This is a genomic window from Cupriavidus sp. GW823-FHT07A04, assembly GCF_058794615.1.
In genome coordinates this window covers 88,902-105,958 of sequence record NZ_JBXAHA010000002.1, presented here as the reverse complement: position 1 = coordinate 105,958, position 17,057 = coordinate 88,902, and the positions used below count along the sequence as shown (strand labels likewise).

The 17,057-nt window shown below is 65.7% G+C and carries 13 protein-coding genes; 8 read left to right on the top strand and 5 right to left on the bottom strand.

What is annotated here, in order from left to right:
* Positions 1-131: 131 nt before the first annotated feature.
* The 4 genes from AC1Q7Q_RS03735 to AC1Q7Q_RS03720 all read left to right on the top strand — a co-directional run bounded on the left by AC1Q7Q_RS03735 (position 132) and on the right by AC1Q7Q_RS03720 (position 5,419).
* The gene (locus AC1Q7Q_RS03735) at positions 132-1,814 is read left to right on the top strand and encodes a class I adenylate-forming enzyme family protein (protein WP_416052525.1); all 1,683 of its coding nucleotides are present in this window, start codon (positions 132-134) and stop codon (positions 1,812-1,814) included.
* 346 nt (positions 1,815-2,160) lie between these two features.
* Positions 2,161-2,625, top strand: a complete 465-nt coding sequence (locus AC1Q7Q_RS03730) for an HU family DNA-binding protein (protein ID WP_492370814.1) — start codon at positions 2,161-2,163, stop codon at positions 2,623-2,625.
* Between the two features lie 177 nt (positions 2,626-2,802).
* Complete coding sequence (locus AC1Q7Q_RS03725; protein WP_492370813.1) at positions 2,803-3,765, top strand: alpha/beta hydrolase fold domain-containing protein; 963 nt, start codon at positions 2,803-2,805, stop codon at positions 3,763-3,765.
* 64 nt (positions 3,766-3,829) lie between these two features.
* Positions 3,830-5,419 (top strand): FMN-binding glutamate synthase family protein, encoded by a 1,590-nt coding sequence (locus AC1Q7Q_RS03720; RefSeq protein ID WP_492370812.1) that lies wholly within the window; start codon positions 3,830-3,832, stop codon positions 5,417-5,419.
* 9 nt (positions 5,420-5,428) lie between these two features.
* Here the strand turns inward: AC1Q7Q_RS03720 and AC1Q7Q_RS03715 are convergent, their stop codons facing one another.
* The 4 genes from AC1Q7Q_RS03715 to AC1Q7Q_RS03700 form a co-directional block, all read right to left on the bottom strand.
* Complete coding sequence (locus AC1Q7Q_RS03715; protein WP_492387130.1) at positions 5,429-6,343, bottom strand: helix-turn-helix domain-containing protein; 915 nt, start codon at positions 6,341-6,343, stop codon at positions 5,429-5,431.
* Between the two features lie 103 nt (positions 6,344-6,446).
* A complete protein-coding gene (locus tag AC1Q7Q_RS03710; RefSeq protein WP_492374264.1) occupies positions 6,447-7,493 on the bottom strand; it encodes a tripartite tricarboxylate transporter substrate binding protein in 1,047 nt (348 codons plus the stop codon).
* Positions 7,469-8,500 (bottom strand): NADPH:quinone oxidoreductase family protein, encoded by a 1,032-nt coding sequence (locus tag AC1Q7Q_RS03705; protein WP_492374267.1) that lies wholly within the window; start codon positions 8,498-8,500, stop codon positions 7,469-7,471. Before AC1Q7Q_RS03705 ends, AC1Q7Q_RS03710 begins: the two co-directional genes overlap by 25 nt.
* Positions 8,500-9,768 (bottom strand): CaiB/BaiF CoA transferase family protein, encoded by a 1,269-nt coding sequence (locus tag AC1Q7Q_RS03700; RefSeq protein ID WP_492374266.1) that lies wholly within the window; start codon positions 9,766-9,768, stop codon positions 8,500-8,502. The genes AC1Q7Q_RS03705 and AC1Q7Q_RS03700 overlap by 1 nt, the downstream gene beginning before the upstream one ends.
* 100 nt (positions 9,769-9,868) lie before the next feature.
* On the opposite strand from AC1Q7Q_RS03700, the gene AC1Q7Q_RS03695 reads away from it, so the two are divergent.
* Positions 9,869-10,828, top strand: a complete 960-nt coding sequence (locus AC1Q7Q_RS03695; protein ID WP_492387129.1) for a LysR family transcriptional regulator — start codon at positions 9,869-9,871, stop codon at positions 10,826-10,828.
* A 94-nt stretch (positions 10,829-10,922) separates the two neighbouring features.
* Here AC1Q7Q_RS03695 and kdgD read toward each other — a convergent pair whose 3' ends face one another.
* The gene (gene kdgD / locus AC1Q7Q_RS03690; protein ID WP_006160033.1) at positions 10,923-11,837 is read right to left on the bottom strand and encodes a 5-dehydro-4-deoxyglucarate dehydratase; all 915 of its coding nucleotides are present in this window, start codon (positions 11,835-11,837) and stop codon (positions 10,923-10,925) included.
* Between the two features lie 509 nt (positions 11,838-12,346).
* Between kdgD and AC1Q7Q_RS03685 the strand changes: the two genes are divergently transcribed.
* From AC1Q7Q_RS03685 to AC1Q7Q_RS03675, 3 genes are all read left to right on the top strand, one after another.
* A complete protein-coding gene (locus tag AC1Q7Q_RS03685; protein ID WP_492374262.1) occupies positions 12,347-13,702 on the top strand; it encodes an MFS transporter in 1,356 nt (451 codons plus the stop codon).
* Positions 13,703-13,780: 78 nt separating this feature from the next.
* The gene (garD, locus tag AC1Q7Q_RS03680; protein ID WP_492374261.1) at positions 13,781-15,376 is read left to right on the top strand and encodes a galactarate dehydratase; all 1,596 of its coding nucleotides are present in this window, start codon (positions 13,781-13,783) and stop codon (positions 15,374-15,376) included.
* Between the two features lie 284 nt (positions 15,377-15,660).
* Positions 15,661-17,043 carry an FAD-binding oxidoreductase gene (locus tag AC1Q7Q_RS03675; RefSeq protein WP_492374260.1) on the top strand — a complete coding sequence of 461 codons (1,383 nt, stop codon included), beginning with the start codon at positions 15,661-15,663 and terminating at the stop codon, positions 17,041-17,043.
* The last annotated feature ends 14 nt before the right edge of the window (positions 17,044-17,057 follow it).

The following is a 17,057-nucleotide window of genomic DNA, read 5'->3' as shown; positions in this document are numbered from 1 at the left end:
CCAGGCAAAAAGCCTGACCTCGGCGCCGTCCGGTGGAGAAGCCTCAATGGCCTCTTGCACTGTGCGGCGCCAGCTTCGTTTCGACCAAGCGCTATGCTTGACACTACCCGCCGTGCCTATCGAGGTGCCTCATGACGCCCTATGAAGAGAAGCCCTGGCTCTCCAGCTACAACGCCGGCCAGCCGCACACCATCACCCCGCAATTTACCGACGCATTGTCCATTTTCCGGGCCGCCGCGGACCGCGCGCCGGCCAGTCCGGCAATCCACTACTTTGACGCCACGCTCAGCTATGCCGAGGTGGATGCGCTCTCAGACGCGCTGGCGGTAGCGCTATCATCGCGCGGCTGCACGCGCGGCGAGCGGGTTGCGCTGTACCTGCAGAACGTGCCGCAGTTCGTCATCGGGCTGGTTGCCGCGTGGAAGCTCGGCGCCATCGCGGTGCCGGTCAACCCGATGAACCGCGCACGCGAACTGCGCCTGGTGCTGGCCGACTCCGGCGCGAAAGTCCTGATCTGCCACGAATCGCTCTACGCCGATGTGGTGAGCGGGCTGTTCGACGCCGAGCGGCGCGGCCAGGGCGACGCTGCCGCGCCCCTTGCGCTGCCTGCGGTGATCACCACGTCCGAGCTGGATTTCCAGACGCGCGCCGATCCGCGCCTGTTTGCCGCAACTCGGCGCCAGCCCGCCGAGGGCGTGCCCGATCTGCTGGCGCTGGTGCAAGAGTACCTGGGCCAGCGCCCAGCGCCGGTCAAGCTCGCGGCAGACGATATCGCGATGCTGGTGTACACCTCCGGCACCACCGGCGTGCCCAAGGGCGCGATGAACACCCATGGCAATGTTGCTTTCAATGCGCAGGTGTACCGCGACTGGATCGGCTTGGCGCAGGGCGGCCCGATCCTGGGCGTGGCGCCGCTGTTCCATATCACCGGACTGGTGGGTCACGTGGCTGCGGCGTTCATCTGCGCCGCGCCGCTGGTGCTGGCCTGCCGTTTCGAGCCGGGCGTGGTTCTGGAGGCCATCCGCGACCGGCGGGTCGAGTTCACCATTGGCTCGATCACGGTCTTCATCGCGCTGATGAACCATCCCGAGGCGACGCGCGCGCATTTCGCCACGCTACGCAAGATCTACTCGGGCGGCGCACCGATCCCGCCGAGCGTGGTGGAGCAGTTCCGCGCCAAGTTTGGGCACTATATCCACAACGGCTACGGGCTGACCGAGACCAACTCGCCCACCCACGTGGTGCCGCTGGGCCGGGAGGCGCCGGTGGACCCGGCCTCCGGCACGCTGGCGATCGGCGTTCCCGCCTTCAACGTTGACTCCTTCATCGGCGACGATGCGGGCGCGCCAGTGCCGGTGGGCGAGGTCGGCGAGATCATTTCGCGCGGGCCGATGATCGTGCCGGGCTACTGGAACAAGCCGGAAGAGACGGCAAAGGCCATGGCGGGCGGCTATTTCCACACCGGCGATGTTGGATTCATGGACGCGCAAGGCTGGTTCTACCTCGTCGACCGCAAGAAGGACATGATCGTCGCCGCCGGCTACAAGGTCTGGCCGCGCGAGGTGGAAGACGTCTTGTATACGCATCCCGCGGTGCGCGAGGCGGCCGTGGTGGGCATCCCGGACGCCTATCGCGGCGAGACAGTGAAGGCCGTGGTCAGCCTGAAACCGCAGGCCAGCGTCACGCCGGAAGCGCTGCTGGCCTGGTGCAAGGAGCGCATGGCAGCCTATAAATACCCGCGCGTGGTGGAGATCATCGACGAGTTGCCGAAGACGGTCACGGGCAAGATCCTGCGGCGAGAGCTGCGCGGCTGAGGGGGCCGTGCGCGCAAGAAAGCGGCTGAAATCGTCGGCGCGCGCGCGGCATCCGGCGTGGCAAAAAAGACAAAATCACGCGTTTACCCCTTGTATATAGAGTCCGTGGACGCATCCACTGCTGCGTCCGCGCGACACAACGGCAGGCCGCGCGAGACAAAACCTCAAAAAACCCCGGGGAAAACCCCGGTTTTTACACTCGCACACACGAAAACCCCTTGACGTTGCGTTGTTTCCGCTATGATTCAGTCGATGCCGCACGCCGATAGTCGATCGACGAAGCGTCGAGCGACATCGGATGCCACATCCCGTGCGACATCATTCTGTTCAACTCATATTTATCGATATGGCGACCAAAGCGAATCCGACCGCGAAGACTGCAACCAAGACCGCTGCCAAGAAGGCACCGGCAACCAAAGCCGCTCCCGTAAAGGCTGCTGCCAAGAAGGCCGCGCCGGCCAAGAAGGCTGCTCCGGCTACCGCGGTGACCCCGCGCCCGCTGAAGGACACCTTCAACAAGTCGAGCCTGGTCGCTCACCTGGTAGCACAGACCCAGCTGGACGCCAAGGCCGTGAAGACGGTGCTGGCCCATCTGGAAAACACCATCGTCAGCGCGCTGCACAAGAAGGGCGCCGGCGAATTCACGCTGCCCGGCCTGATGAAGGTCACGGCTCAGCAAGTACCGGCCAAGAAGAAGCGCTTCGGCAAGGACCCGTTCTCCGGTGAAGAGCGTTGGTTCCCGGCCAAGCCGGCCAGCGTCAAGGTCAAGGTACGCCCGCTGAAGAAGCTGAAAGACGCAGCTGCCGCCTGATAGGGGCCCTGTTTCCAGCTTGAAAAGGAGCCGCTAGCCGGCTCCTTTTTTGTATCCGGCGAATGTGCAGCCGTGCCCGTAGCTCCAGCTTTTCCCGCTTTCCCCGCTGTTTTGGTCGTTTCCGTAGTTCCTCAGCCGGCCGCCAATGAAGCCGGCGCACCATTCCGGGAGATCGTCATGCCTAGCATCCAGTGCCGCCTGTGGCGGCTTGCCTTGCGCCTGGTCCGGCGCAAACAGCGTTTTTCCAGCGCGCAGGCGCTGCACGAGGAAATTCGCCGCCGCCGCAAGATCGGCCGCGCGAATCCCACGGCGCGCTTGCTGGCGCGCCATGCGGTGAGCATGGAACCTGTGGCCGGCGTCGAGGTCTACACCGTGCGCCCGCGGGGCAACGACAGCGGCAGGCAAATCCTCTATCTCCATGGCGGCGGCTACGTCTTCGATATCGTCAGCCAGCACTGGGACTTCATCGGCAAGCTGGTGGATGCGCTCGGCGCCACGGTGACCGTGCCGATCTATCCGCTGGCGCCCGAGCATACCCATCGTGAGGTCTTTGCCGGACTGCTGCCGCTCTACGACCAGTTGGTCCGCGGCAATCCACCCGCCAGCCTGACCGTCATGGGCGACTCCGCCGGCGGCGGCATGGCGCTCGCGCTGGCGCAAGTGGCCCGGGATACGGGACGCGCGCTGCCTGGCCGCCTGGTCTTGCTGTCGCCGTTCCTGGACGCCACTGGCAGCAACCCGGCCATCGATGTGCTCGAACCACTTGATCCGATGTTGTCGAAGCTCGGCGGCATCGAGTGCGGGCGCGTCTATGCCGGCGGCGATCCCGTCACGCTTGCACAGGTCAGCCCCATCTACGGCAGCCTGCGCGGCTTGCCTCCGGTCACGCTTTTCATCGGCACCCACGACGTCCTGTTGCCGGACTGCCGCGCTTATCGCGCGCTTGCGCAGGAACAGGGCTTGCCGCTGCGCTATTACGAATACGAGGGCATGTTCCACGTGTGGATGCTGTTGCCAATGCCGGAATCCAATGCCGCCTTCGCGCAGATCGTCGCCGCGGTGCAGGCCGATGAAGCCCCGCAGCGGCAGCCGGAGGCGCGCGCCGGGCAGGGCGCTGCAACCGGGTATCAGCCGATGTAACAAGGAACGGCGATAATCGCGGGGTTGCCGGCCAGGTGCCGGCCCAAAGTAGTTAGGAGTCCCCATGCTTTCTCGTCGTTACGGCGCGGTCTGGCTGACCGCGCTCGCTTTGCTGGTTCTTGCGGCACTTGCCGCCGGTCACCGGCTTTCTCCCGCATGGCTGGCTGTGCCCGTTGTGCTTCTGCTGGTTGGCTTGCATGACATCGGCCAGTCGCGCCACTCCATCCTGCGCAACTATCCGATCTGGGGCCACCTGCGTTTCTTATTCGAGTTCATCCGCCCGGAGATCCGCCAGTATTTCATCGAGGACGACACCAACGAGATGCCGTTCTCGCGCCAGCAGCGCAGCCTGGTCTACCAGCGTGCCAAGAACGAGGTCGACAGCCGGCCCTTCGGCACCGAGATCGATGTGCGCCTGGCTGGCCACGAGTGGATCAGCCACTCGCTTGCGCCGACCCGCATCCCTTCCGCTGACTTTCGCATTACCGTGGGCGAGGGCCGCGCCCAGCCTTACTCGTTATCGATCTTCAACGTCTCGGCCATGAGCTTCGGCGCGTTGTCCGGCAATGCGATCCGCTCGCTCAACCGGGGAGCAAAGCTTGGCGGCTTTATCCACGACACTGGTGAAGGCTCGATTTCCCCTTACCACCGTGCCGAAGGCGGCGACCTGATCTGGGAGGTGGCCTCCGGCTACTTCGGCTGCCGCCGCCCGGACGGTGGCTTCGATCCCGACAAATTCGCCGAGCAGGCGCGCTCGCCGCAGGTCAAGATGATCGAGGTCAAGCTCTCGCAAGGCGCCAAGCCGGGCCACGGCGGCGTGCTGCCGGCGGCCAAGGTGACGCCGGAGATTGCCGCCACGCGCGGCATCGGCATGGGCGAGGACTGCATCTCGCCCGCCACGCACAGCGAATTCTCCACGCCGCTGGGCCTGCTGCAGTTCGTCGACCGGCTGCGCACGCTGTCCGGCGGCAAGCCGACCGGGTTCAAGCTTTGCATCGGGCACCCGTGGGAGTTCTTCGGCATCGTCAAGGCCATGCTGGAATCCGGCATCCTGCCGGACTTCATCGTGGTGGATGGCGCCGAAGGCGGCACCGGAGCAGCACCGCTGGAGTTCGTCGACCATATCGGCGTGCCGCTGCAGGAAGGGCTGCTGCTGGTGCACAACACGCTGGTGGGCGTGAACCTGCGCGACAAGATCCGCGTTGGCGCGAGTGGCAAGATCATCACTGCCTTTGACGTGGCGCGCACGCTGGCCACCGGCGCCGACTGGTGCAACTCGGCGCGCGGCTTCATGTTTGCGCTCGGGTGCGTGCAGGCGCAGAAGTGCCATACCGACCGCTGCCCCGTGGGCGTGGCCACGCAGGATCCGGTGCGCCAGCGCGCCATCGTGGTGCCTGACAAGGCGGATCGCGTAGCCAGCTTCCACCGCCAGACGCTGCACGCGCTGCTGGAAATCCTGCAGGCCGCTGGCCTGAATCATCCGGGCGATCTCAAGCCGCACCATATCGTGCGGCGCATCTCGCCCAACGAAGTGCGGCTGATGTCCGAGCTGCTCAAGTTCCTCACGCCGGGGGACCTGATCAACGGGAATTTCCGTTACCAGTTGTACGAGAAGTACTGGCCGCTGGCGCGTTCCGACAGTTTCTCGTTGTAAAGCACTGCGCTAGCGCGCGGCTTGCGGCGCCGGCAGGCGGGCGCGCCCGTGCTGCCGGAATGCGCTGGGCGTCTGCCCAACATGCTTCGCAAAGAAGCGCGCGAAATACGCGGCGTCCGCAAAACCCAGGGTCGAGGCGATCTGCTTGATGTCGAGATCGCTATAGAGCAGGTCGCGCTGCGCCTCCACGATCAGGCGCGAATGGATCAGCTGCAGCGCGCTCCTGCTGGCAAGCTGCTGGCAGATCCGGTTGAGCTGGGTGGACGAGATGCCGAGCGTGTCGGCATAGCCCGCCAGATCCTGGTGGTTCCGAAAACGTGCCTCTACCAGTTGCTGGAACTGCTGAAAATGGCGTGCGGTCCTGCCCGCCGGCTGCGCCCCGGTTGCACCCGCGCCGCAAGCGCGCCGGGCAATGCCCACCAGCAACAAGGACAGCAGCGCCGACAAGGCAGCACCGCGCCACAGCGATACTGCGTTCATCTCCGCGCGGAACAGTTCCAGCGCCCCGGCAAGCACGGTGGCGTCATCGCGCTCGCTACCGGCCGGGTCACCGAACGGGTCATGGTAGGGCCGCTCGAACAACGGTAGCGCATCCGGCACGCCAGCCAGCAGCGTGTGCAGGTAGTGGTCGGTCATGGTAATGACGATGCCATCCACGTCCGGCGTAAACCGAAAACCATGCACGCAACGCGGCGGCACCGTTACCACCGTGCGCGCGCCCAAGGGGTACTCGCGGTCGTCGAGCAGCGCGCGGCCGCCGCCCTGGTGCACGTAGAGCACCTGGAAGAAGCGTTCGTGGCGGTGTGGCTTGATTTCCCAGTCGTTGACGCCGCTGCGCTCCGGGATCGACTCGAAATGCAGCTGTTCCAGCAGGGGCTCGTTGGAGTTGACCCCATAGAGGGAGTAGGTCGGGACGGTTTTCATGGGGCGGGGGCGGGCACCGGGGTGGCCATTGTCCCGCCGGGGGGGCGGATCTGTCCATCGGTGCTGCCGCTTGCCACGGCAGCGCACCGATGGCCACCGATGGCTATTGATCCGCCTTGGCGCCCGACTTGCGCACGATCTCAGCCCACTTCTTGCCCTCTGCCGCGGTGTAGCGCGCGAACTCTGCGGGGGAGGAACCCACCGGTTCGGCGCCCATGTCGGCGTACTGGCGCTGCACGTCGGGCTGGCGCAGTGCCTGCGCGGCGTGGGCCGCGAGTTTCTCCACGATCGGTGCTGGCGTGCCGCGCGGCGCCCACAACCCGTACCAGGTGCTGATATTGAAGCCGGGCAAGCCCGACTCCGCCACCGTCGGCACGTCCGGCAGGGCACGCGCGCGCTTGAGCGTGGTGACGGCCACGGCGCGCAGCTTGCCGGCCTTGATGAACGGCATGGCCGATGGCATGGAATCGAACATTAACTGGATCTGGCCGCCCATCAGGTCGGTCAGCGCGGGCGAGCTGCCCTTGTACGGCACGTGCTGCATCGAGACATTGGCGGCGAACTTGAACGATTCGCCCGCCAGTTGCTGGGCCGACGCGTTGCCGGCCGAGCCGAAGTTGATGCTGCCGCCCTTGGCCTTGGCATAGGCGATCAGGTCCTGCACGGTCTTGACCGGCGAATCGTTGTTGACCACCAGCACCAGCGGCACATCGGCCAGTTGCGTGACAGGCACAAAGTCACGGAAGGCGTCGTAGCGCATCTTTGGATAGATGCTCGGGTTGATCACATGCAGCGAGGCATTGGCCAGGATGGTGTAGCCATCGGGCGCAGCCTTGGCGACCATTTCCGCGCCGATCATCCCGCTGGCGCCTGGCTTGTTGTCGATCACCACCGTCTGGCCAAGCGTGTCGCCCATCTTGACGGCGACCACGCGCGCCAGCAGGTCCGTGGGGCCGCCCGGCGGGTAAGGCAGCACCATGCGGATCGGGCGCTGCGGGAAATCGTCGGCGGCACGGGCCGGCGACGTGCCTATGGCAGCAAGCGCGGTGGTTGCCAACGTTGCCAGCAGGGCAAGGCGCAACGCGGACCGGCGATGCTTGGTGTGCTGCGTACTGTGTTGCGTGTTCAGGACCCTGAATCGGCTTGGCATGCGTTAGTCTCCTTGATTTTTATTGCGACTTTGCCGATGACCTGCCTGGCTTCCAGCGCGTCCAGCGCCTCGGCCAGCCCGTTCATCGGGTACACCTTCGACACGGTCGGTCGGATCTTTCCTTCGCTAGCCCAGCCGCACAGTGTCTTCATGACGGCTTGCAATGCGTGGGCATGCTGTGCCCGCTCGTTGGCGGGCGTCCAGCCGATGTAGCGCCCTACGAAAAATCCATGCAGCGTCAGGTTCTTTACCAGCAGCAGGTTCAGTGGCGCTTGCGGGATGCGGCCGCTGGCAAAGCCGATACTGAGAATCCGCGCGTTGGCGGCCGCCGCGCGCAGCGCCTGGTCGAACAGGTCGCCGCCTACCGGGTCCACCACCACATCGGCACCGCGCCCCCCGCTCACACGCTTGACGGCGGCGGCCAGGTCTTCCGGCGCGAGCGCATGTTGGGCGCCGCGCTGCAGGGCCTGAGCGCGTTTCGCTTCGGTGCTGGCGCAAGCAATCACCTGCGCGCCCAACTGGTGGGCGATTTCCACGGCGGCCAGGCCCACGCCGGCGCCGGCGCCAAGCACCAGCACCGTGTCGCCGGGCTGCACGGCGCAGCGCCACACCAGGCCGCAGTAGGCGGTGCCGTAGGAGAGGGGGATCGGCAGGGCTTGCAGCGCGTCGAGCGCATCGGGAATGGGGTAGACCGTGTATTCGGGCAGCGTGACTTCTTCGGCAAAGCAGCCCCAGTCGGCAATGGCAGCCACGCGGTCGCCAGGGCGCAGGCGGGTTACAGCGGCGCCGCAAGCCACCACGTGGCCGACCGCCTCGGTGCCGGGCACGAACGGCAGCGGCGGCTTGGTCTGATAGCGGCCTGCCACCATCAGGCCTGTGGCGTGGCTTACGCTTGCGTACTCCACGGCCAGCGTGACGGCGTGCGGATCCGCCAATGCCGGGCGCGGGATGCTGGCAAGGCGAACGTCTTGCGCTTTGCCGAAATGCTCGCAGAGCAGGGCCCGCATCATGCCCTGGCTCCCGCGGTGGCATTGCCCGCCAGAGGGCTGGCCTGCCTGACCACGCCCATCTCCAGCCATTGCGCGAGCTTGTCCGGGGTGACACCGTACTCACGCAGCACGGCTTCGGTGTGTTCTCCGACACGCGGCGCGGCGGTGGCCGCCCGCCGCATGCCCTTGGCGGGGATGCCGGCAAACGGCAAGGCACCCAGCCCCGCCTGCTCGATCGTCTGGAAGGTCCCCTGCGGTGCCGCTAGCGGGTGGTCGAGCACTTGCTGGTAGTTGCGCACCGGCGCATGAAGGATGTCATGCGCCTGCAGGATGCCGAGCCAGTGCGCCGTGCTTTTGCCGGCAAGCACCGCCGCCACAGCGTCCTGCAGCCAGGCCGCGTGCGCCATGCGGCTGGCGTTGTCCGCAAAGCGCGCATCTTGCGCCCAGCCAGGGCGATCCAGCGCGCGGCAGAGCCTGCCGAATTGCGCGTTGTTGAGCGCCAGCAAGGTGAGGCTGCCATCGCTGGTGGCAAAGACGCCATTCGGCGCGCTCACCGGCCCGGCGGCCACAGCGCCCTGGATGGCGTATTCGAGGATATTGTTGGCCTGCAGCGCCACGCAGGCGTCGAACAAGCTTAGCTCGACATGCGCGCCGACGCCGCTGCGAAAGCGCCTGCACAAGGCGGCGGCGGCGGCCTGCGCCGCGTACAGGCCGGTGGCCGCGTCAGCCAGCAGCATGCCGATGCGCCGCGGCGAGCCGTCCGGCATGCGATTGGTGTGCATGAGGCCGCTGTCGGCCTGCATCACGGAGTCCGAGGCCGGGTGGTCGGCATATGGACCGTCCGCGCCGTAGCCGCTGATGGACACATAGACCAGCGCCCGGTTGCGCGCGGACAGCGCGGCGTAGCCAACGCCAAGGCGCTCGGCGACCTGCGGCCGGAAGTTCTGCACCACGATATCGGCCCGCAGCGCGAGGTCGAACAACAACGCCTTGCCGGCGTCGGTGGCCGCATCGATGCAGACGCCACGCTTGCCGGCGTTGTACGCGATGGACAGCGCACTGTGCTCGCCACGCACCACGCCAACATGCCGGCCCCAGTCGCCAGCAGGCGGATCGACCTTGATGACGTCGGCGCCTTGCTGCCAGAGGATGTGCGCGCAGTAGGGGCCTGCGATGCCCTGGCTGATATCCAGGATGCGCAGGCCGGAGAAGGGCAGCTCGTCGACAGCTTCGGGTGAAGGCGGGGTATGCGAAGGTAGCGCGGATTGCAGGTCGGTCTTGGCCATCGGCAGGGATCTGGGAGTCGTCATGTCGCGTCGGATGCCCTATGCTAGGGCGTACTCCTGGCCGTGACAATCCGCCGGCCTGTGCCATCCGTGTTGACTCATGATTGACAATAATCCAAGCTTCGACCTGAACCTGATCCGGCTGTTCGTCACGCTGGTGGAATCCAAAACGCTCACGGCCGCCGCCGCGCGCGGCGGCATGACCCGCTCCAATGTCTCGCGCCGGCTCAAGGCGCTGGAGCAGCATATGGGCGCGCAACTGATGCGGCGCACCACCCGCCATGTGGAGCTGACCGAGGCCGGGCGGCTGCTGTATGCGCACGGCGTGCGCATGCTGGATGAGCTGCAAGCGGCGGGCACTTCCATCGACAGTCTCGGCCAGACCGTGCGCGGCGATGTGCGGATCCGCCTGCCCACAGGGCTCGGGCACTTGTACCTGGCGCAGGTGTTACTGGAGTTCGCCCGGCAATACCCGGCCATCTCCCTGCGCGTGCTGATCAATGACTATATCGGCGACCTGATCTCCGCCGAGGTGGATGTGGCGTTGAAGATCACCTCCCTGCCGCCGGAGGATCATGTGGCGCGCAAGATTTGCGCGGTAGGCTGGTGCCTGTGCGCATCGCCCGCATTCCTGTCGGAGCACGGGCCGGTCAGCCGCGCGGAGGATCTTGCCCACTGCGACCTGATCGCGCCAGCGTCGCTGGGTCGGCGCTTCGATCTCAAGCTGAAGCTGGCCGGCACGCCGCTGATCCTGCGGGTCGCCCCGCGCATCCAGTCCGGCGACTATCCCTTCCTGTTCGAGTCGATGATGACAGGACTCGGCGTTGCCTTGCTGCCGCGCTATGCCGTGTGGCAGCAGATCGGGCGTGGCGAAGTGGTGGAGGTGCTGCCCGAGTACGAGCCCGAAGGCGTGGGCGACAGCATTTACATGCTGACCGCGCCGAATCGGTTTCCCACGCTGGCCACCCGCACGCTGATGGACTTCATCCGCGCGCGGCTGGAGAGCCAGGCGGGGAACTGGGGCGGGCATAAGGCGGGCGCGGAGGTTGACGCCGCGTGATAGTTTGGCGGCGTTGGCGCGACGTCATTGGCGCGAGCAGCGCAAGCCTGCGCCAGCCGCGCCTGCGGCGGTTGGCTGGGCAAGCCCGTCTGGTTTACTGCGGCCCCAGCTTCTTGATCAGCGCATCCAGCATCGCCAGTTCCTGCTCGTCCAGATCCGTCAGCGGCGCGCGGACCGGGCCGGCGTCATGCCCGACCAGCTTGGCGCCGGCCTTGACGATGCTCACCGCGTAGCCTGCGCGGCGGTTGCGGATGTCCAGGTACGGCAGGAAGAACTCGTCAATCAGGCGGTTGGTGGTGGCGTGGTCGTCGGCGGCAATCGCGCGGTAGAAGTCCATCGCCGTCTTGGGGATGAAGTTGAACACGGCCGACGAATACACGGGCACGCCCAGCGCCTTGTAGGCCGCGGCATAGACTTCCGCGGTGGGCAGGCCGCCCAGGTAGGACAGGCGGTCGCCCAGCTTGCGGCGGATGCGGACCATGCCTTCGATCTCGCCCACTCCGTCCTTGAAGCCGATCAGGTTGGGGCAGCGGTCGGCCAGGCGTTCGAGCATGTCCGCGTTGATGCGGGAATTGCCGCGGTTGTACACGATCACACCGATGTGGACCGACTTGCAGACTTCTTCGATATGGTTGGCAATGCCGTCCTGGCAGGCTTCGGTCAGGTAGTGCGGCAGCAGCAGGATGCCCTTGGCGCCCAGGCGCTGGGCTTCCTTGGCGTAGGCGATGGCCATGCGGGTCGGGCCGCCGGCGCCGGCCAGGATGGGCACCTTGCCTGCGCAGGTTTCCACTGCGGTGCGGATGACATTGGCGTAGTCGTCCGGCGTCAGCGAGAAGAACTCACCGGTGCCACCGGCGGCGAACAGGGCGGTGGCGCCGTAGGGGGCCAGCCATTCCAGGCGCTCGACATAGGTCTCGGGGCGGAAGTTGCCTTGCGCGTCGAAGTCGGTCACGGGGAAGGAAAGCAGGCCTTCCGAGACGATCTGCTTGAGTTCTTGTGGTGTGGTCATGATGGCTGGTCCTGATACCCGCAAGGGCGGTGTTGGTTCAGTGGTTCTTGTGCATGACTTTCGTCTGCGCAATTTCGAGATACGTCATCGTACAACTTGAGATTTGAATGCGCAAGTACTTTTGTTTTGGCAAAGGGTTTCGGCCTTCGGCTTTGCCAGCGACCGTCAATATGAAGAGACAGGGCAGGGGGGAGCAGTCCAGCCGCGGAATGGAACGCGTATGGCAGAATCTCATGAATTCGCCTTGAAAGCTGGCTGAAAGCTTGGGGCGTGGCATCTTCCAGTCGGAGCACCCGGACCAACCGCGCCACTGCAACGGCTAACGCACCCTACCCAGAGCAGTTGTCTCGGAGCTAGGGTAAACACTCAATGTTGCCGATGAAACCGGGTGCTTATAATTCAAGTTATACGATGACATATCACGTAACCGGCCAAATAGGCGAGATGGCCGAGAGCCGTATGACGTAAGACGGCCTCCCATCTCCAATCCGGTTCGTGCAGGAGACACCATGAATCTCAGCAATACCCTCAGCGTGGCCGGCGAGGCCACCCGTCGCAGCCACGTCCGTTACTGGATCCTGCTGATGATCTTCGTGGTGACGACGGTGAACTATGCCGACCGCGCCACGCTTTCCATCACCGGCCCGGCGATGCGCTCGGAGTTCGGCTTCGATGCCGTGCAGATGGGGTTTATCTTCTCGGCCTTCAGCTGGGCCTATGTGATGGCGCAGATCCCGGGTGGCTGGCTGCTGGACCGCTTTGGCGCGCGCCGCATCTATGCCTGCAGCATTTTCCTGTGGTCGCTCTTTACCCTGCTGCAGGGCTTTATCGGCGGATTCGCCACGGTCGGCGCGGCCGTGACCACGCTGTTCGTGCTGCGTTTTGCCGTGGGCCTGGCCGAGTCGCCGGCGTTCCCGGCCAATGCCAAGGTTGTGGCCAGCTGGTTTCCCACGGCCGAGCGCGGCACGGCTTCGGCCATCTTCAATTCCGCGCAGTATTTTGCCGCGGTGCTGTTTACGCCCCTGATGGCCTGGCTGACCCACGCGCTGGGCTGGCACCACGTCTATCTGTGGATGGGCGCGTTGGGCATGGTGCTGGCAGGTCTCTGGCTCAAGGTGGTGCGTAGCCCGGCGAGCCATCCGGGCGTGAATCGCGCCGAGCTCGACTACATCAAGCAGGGCGGCGGCCTGATCGAGATGAGCGGCGACGCTGGCAAGAGGGACAAGGAAGCCTCCGGCACGCGCTGGTTCTATGTGCGCCAGCTGCTCTCCAACCGGATGCTGCTGGGCGTGTACCTGGGCCAGTACTGCATCAACGTGCTGACGTACTTCTTCCTGACGTGGTTTCCCGTGTACCTGGTGCAGGCCCGTGGCATGTCGATCCTGAAGGCGGGGTTTGTCGCATCGCTGCCGGCGATCTGCGGGTTCCTGGGCGGTGTGCTGGGCGGCGTGATTTCCGATGGGTTCCTGCGCCGCGGCTATTCGCTGACGGTGGCCCGCAAGGTGCCGATCGTCGCCGGCATGCTGCTGTCGGTCAGCATGATTGCCTGCAACTACGTGGATAGCGAGTGGCTGGTGGTGGGCTTCATGGCACTGGCCTTTTTCGGCAAGGGCATCGGCGCGCTGGGCTGGGCCGTGGTGGCGGATACGGCACCAAAGGAAGTGATTGGCCTGGCCGGCAGCATCTTTAACATGTTCGGAAATATCGCGGGCATCGTCACGCCGATCGTGATCGGATATATCCTTGGCACCACCGGTTCTTTCAATGGCGCGCTGGTCTTTGTCGGCGCCAACGCGCTGGTGACGGTGATCAGCTACCTGGTGATCGTCAAGGAAATCAAGCGCGTCGAGCTCAAGCATCCCTGAAATCCCTGAATTGAGTGGTGCCTGCTGCGCAGGTGCCGCCCCGGCGCAGCGGCCAAGTGTTTCGCAAGGAAAAAAGACATGTCGGTGATCGATATCAAAGTAGAACAGCCAGGCGGTTCGCGGCCGGCTGCGCAAGTGCAGGGCACTGCGCTGTACATCCGCATCCACGCGCTGGATAACGTGGCAATCGTCGCCAACGATGGCGGCCTTCCCGAGGGCACGGTATTTCCCTGCGGGCTGACGCTGCGCGAGCGGGTGCCGCAGGGCCACAAGGTGGCGCTGGTGGACCTGGCGGCTGGCGATGCCGTGGTGCGCTACAACGTGGTGATCGGCTACGCGCTGCGCGACCTGCCCAAGGGCAGCTGGGTCAACGAGCGCGTGATCGAGATGCCGGTGGCGCCCGGGCTGGACAACCTGCCTGTCGGCACGCGCGTGGCGGAACCGCTGCCACCGCTGGAAGGCTATAGCTTCGAGGGCTTTCGCAATCCGGACGGCTCGGTCGGCACCCGCAACATCCTCGCCATCACTACCACCGTGCAGTGCGTGTCGGGCGTGGTGGAGCACGCGGTGCGGCGCATCCGGGCCGAGCTGCTGCCGCAGTATCCCAATGTGGACGACGTAGTGGGGCTGGAGCACACCTACGGCTGCGGCGTGGCCATCGATGCGCCGGACGCGATCGTGCCGATCCGAACGCTGCGCAATATCGCGCTGAACCCGAATTTCGGCGGCACCGCCATGATGGTGAGCCTGGGTTGCGAGAAGCTGCAGCCGGAGCGCCTGCTGCCGGCCGGCAGCTTGCCCGGCGGCCTGGATGTTGGCGTGGTGTGCCTGCAGGACGACGAGCACGTTGGCTTCGAGAGCATGATCGATTCCATCATGGCAATGGCGCATACGCACCTGGCCAAGCTGGACCAGCGCCGCCGCGAAACCTGCCCGGCCTCGGAGCTGGTGGTGGGTGTGCAGTGCGGCGGCAGCGATGCATTTTCGGGTGTGACCGCCAATCCCGCCGTGGGGTTTGCCACCGACTTGCTGGTGCGCGCGGGCGCCACCGTGATGTTCTCGGAGGTCACTGAAGTGCGCGATGGCATCGACCAGCTCACCGCGCGTGCCGCCACGCCGGAAGTGGCGCAGGCCATGATCCGCGAGATGGACTGGTACGACCGCTACCTGGAAAAGGGCCGTGTCGACCGCAGCGCCAACACCACGCCCGGCAACAAGAAAGGCGGCCTGTCCAATATCGTCGAGAAGGCCATGGGCTCGATCGTCAAGTCGGGCAGCACGGCCATCACCGGCGTGCTCTCCCCCGGCGAGAAGCTCAAGCAAAAGGGCCTGATCTACGCGGCCACGCCCGCCAGCGACTTTATCTGCGGCACCCTGCAACTGGCCGCCGGCATGAACCTGCACGTATTCACCACCGGCCGCGGCACGCCGTATGGCCTGGCCGAAGTGCCGGTGATCAAGGTGGCAACGCGTAGCGATCTGGCACGCCGCTGGCACGACCTGATGGACGTGAACGCTGGCCGCATCGCCACCGGCGAAGCCACCATCGAGGATGTGGGCTGGGAGTTGTTCCGGTTGATGCTGGATGTGGCGAGCGGGCGCAAGAAGACCTGGGCCGAGCACCACAAGCTGCACAACTCGCTGGTGCTGTTCAACCCGGCGCCGGTAACCTGACCCGTTAGCCCGGCCAGCGCGGCCAAGAAAATCGATGCGGCGATACGCGGCCGGGACCAGTGTCCCGGCCGCTTTACATTCGCCGGGGGCCAACCTTAAATGAGGAAGGATTCGGCCCTTCTCCTGGCTACCACGCCTGCTGCCTTCCCCCCTTCAGTTCGCCATGCCATCCTCTCCCCGACATGACGCCGGAGACGGATGAAGCACGGATCAAGCCTTGCTTCGTGGCGCGCGGCCAGTGCCGCGGCCGAACCCCTATCCGGGATTCCGTCGCGAGGTGCATCATGGCCGATTTGTCGAGTGAGCTGGTCAATGGGTTGAAGTCGAAACTGAGAGGCCAGGTGCTGCAACCTGGCGAGCCGGGCTATGAGCAGGCGAGGCAAGTCTGGAACGCCATGATCGACCGCCGTCCCGCGCTGATCGTCAAAAGCGCCGGCGCGGCCGATGTCATCGATACGGTCGCGTTCGCGCGGGACAACGGCGTGCCGCTGTCAGTACGCGCCGGCGGCCACAACATCGGCGGCCTGGCGCTTTGCGATGACGGCATCACGCTGGACCTGTCGGGCATGAAATCGGTGCGGATCGACCCCACCGCGCTGCGCGCCTATGTCGAGCCCGGGGCCACGCTGGGCGATTTCGACCACGAGGCGCAGGCCTTCGGCCTTGCCACGCCGCTTGGCATCAACTCCACCACCGGCGTGGCCGGACTCACCCTGGGCGGCGGCTTTGGCTGGATCAGCCGCAAGTACGGCACCACCGTGGACAACCTGGTCAGCGCCCAGGTGGTGACAGCCGATGGCAAGCTGGTGCACGCCAGCGCCACTGAGCATCCCGACCTGTTCTGGGCCATTCGCGGCGGCGGCGGCAATTTCGGCGTGGTCACCATGTTCGAGTTCGCCCTGCGGCCAGTCGGCCCGGAGATCTATGGTGGCCTGATCGTCTATCCACTGGAGCAGGGCGTGGCCGTGTTGCAAGCCCTGCGCGACCGCCTAGACGGCATGCCCGACGAGCTGACCGTGTGGGCCGTGATGCGGCTCGCGCCGCCGCTGCCGTTCCTGCCGCCGCAGACCCATGGCAAGCCCATCGTGGCGCTGGCCATCTGCTACATCGGGCCGCCAGCCAACGGGCCGCAACTGGTTGAGCCATTGCGCCATCTCGGCACGCCCTATGGCGAGCATGTCGGACCCATGCCGTTTGCTGCGTGGCAGCAGGCGTTCGATCCTCTGCTCACGCCGGGGGCGCGCAACTACTGGAAATCGCACAACTTCGCCGGGCTGGATGATGGCCTGCTCACGTTGCTGGTGGATTACGTCAACAAGCTGCCCTCGCCGCACACCGAGATCTTCATCGGCGCCATGGGCGGCCAGACCAACCGGGTCGCGGCAGACGCCATGGCTTACCCCAATCGCGATGCCAACTACGTGATGAACGTGCATGGACGCTGGACCGAGCCGGCTGACGACGCCGCCTGCATCGCCTGGTCGCGCGAGGTGTTCCAGGCCGCCGCACCGTACGCGCTTGGCTCCGTATACGTGAATTTCCTGACGCAGGAAGAGGGCGATCGCGTCGGTGCCGCGTACGGGCCGAACCATGCCCGGCTGGTCGAGGTCAAGCGGCGGTACGACCCCAACAACCTGTTCCGCCACAACCAGAACATCAAGCCCTGAGCGCTTCCCGGCAG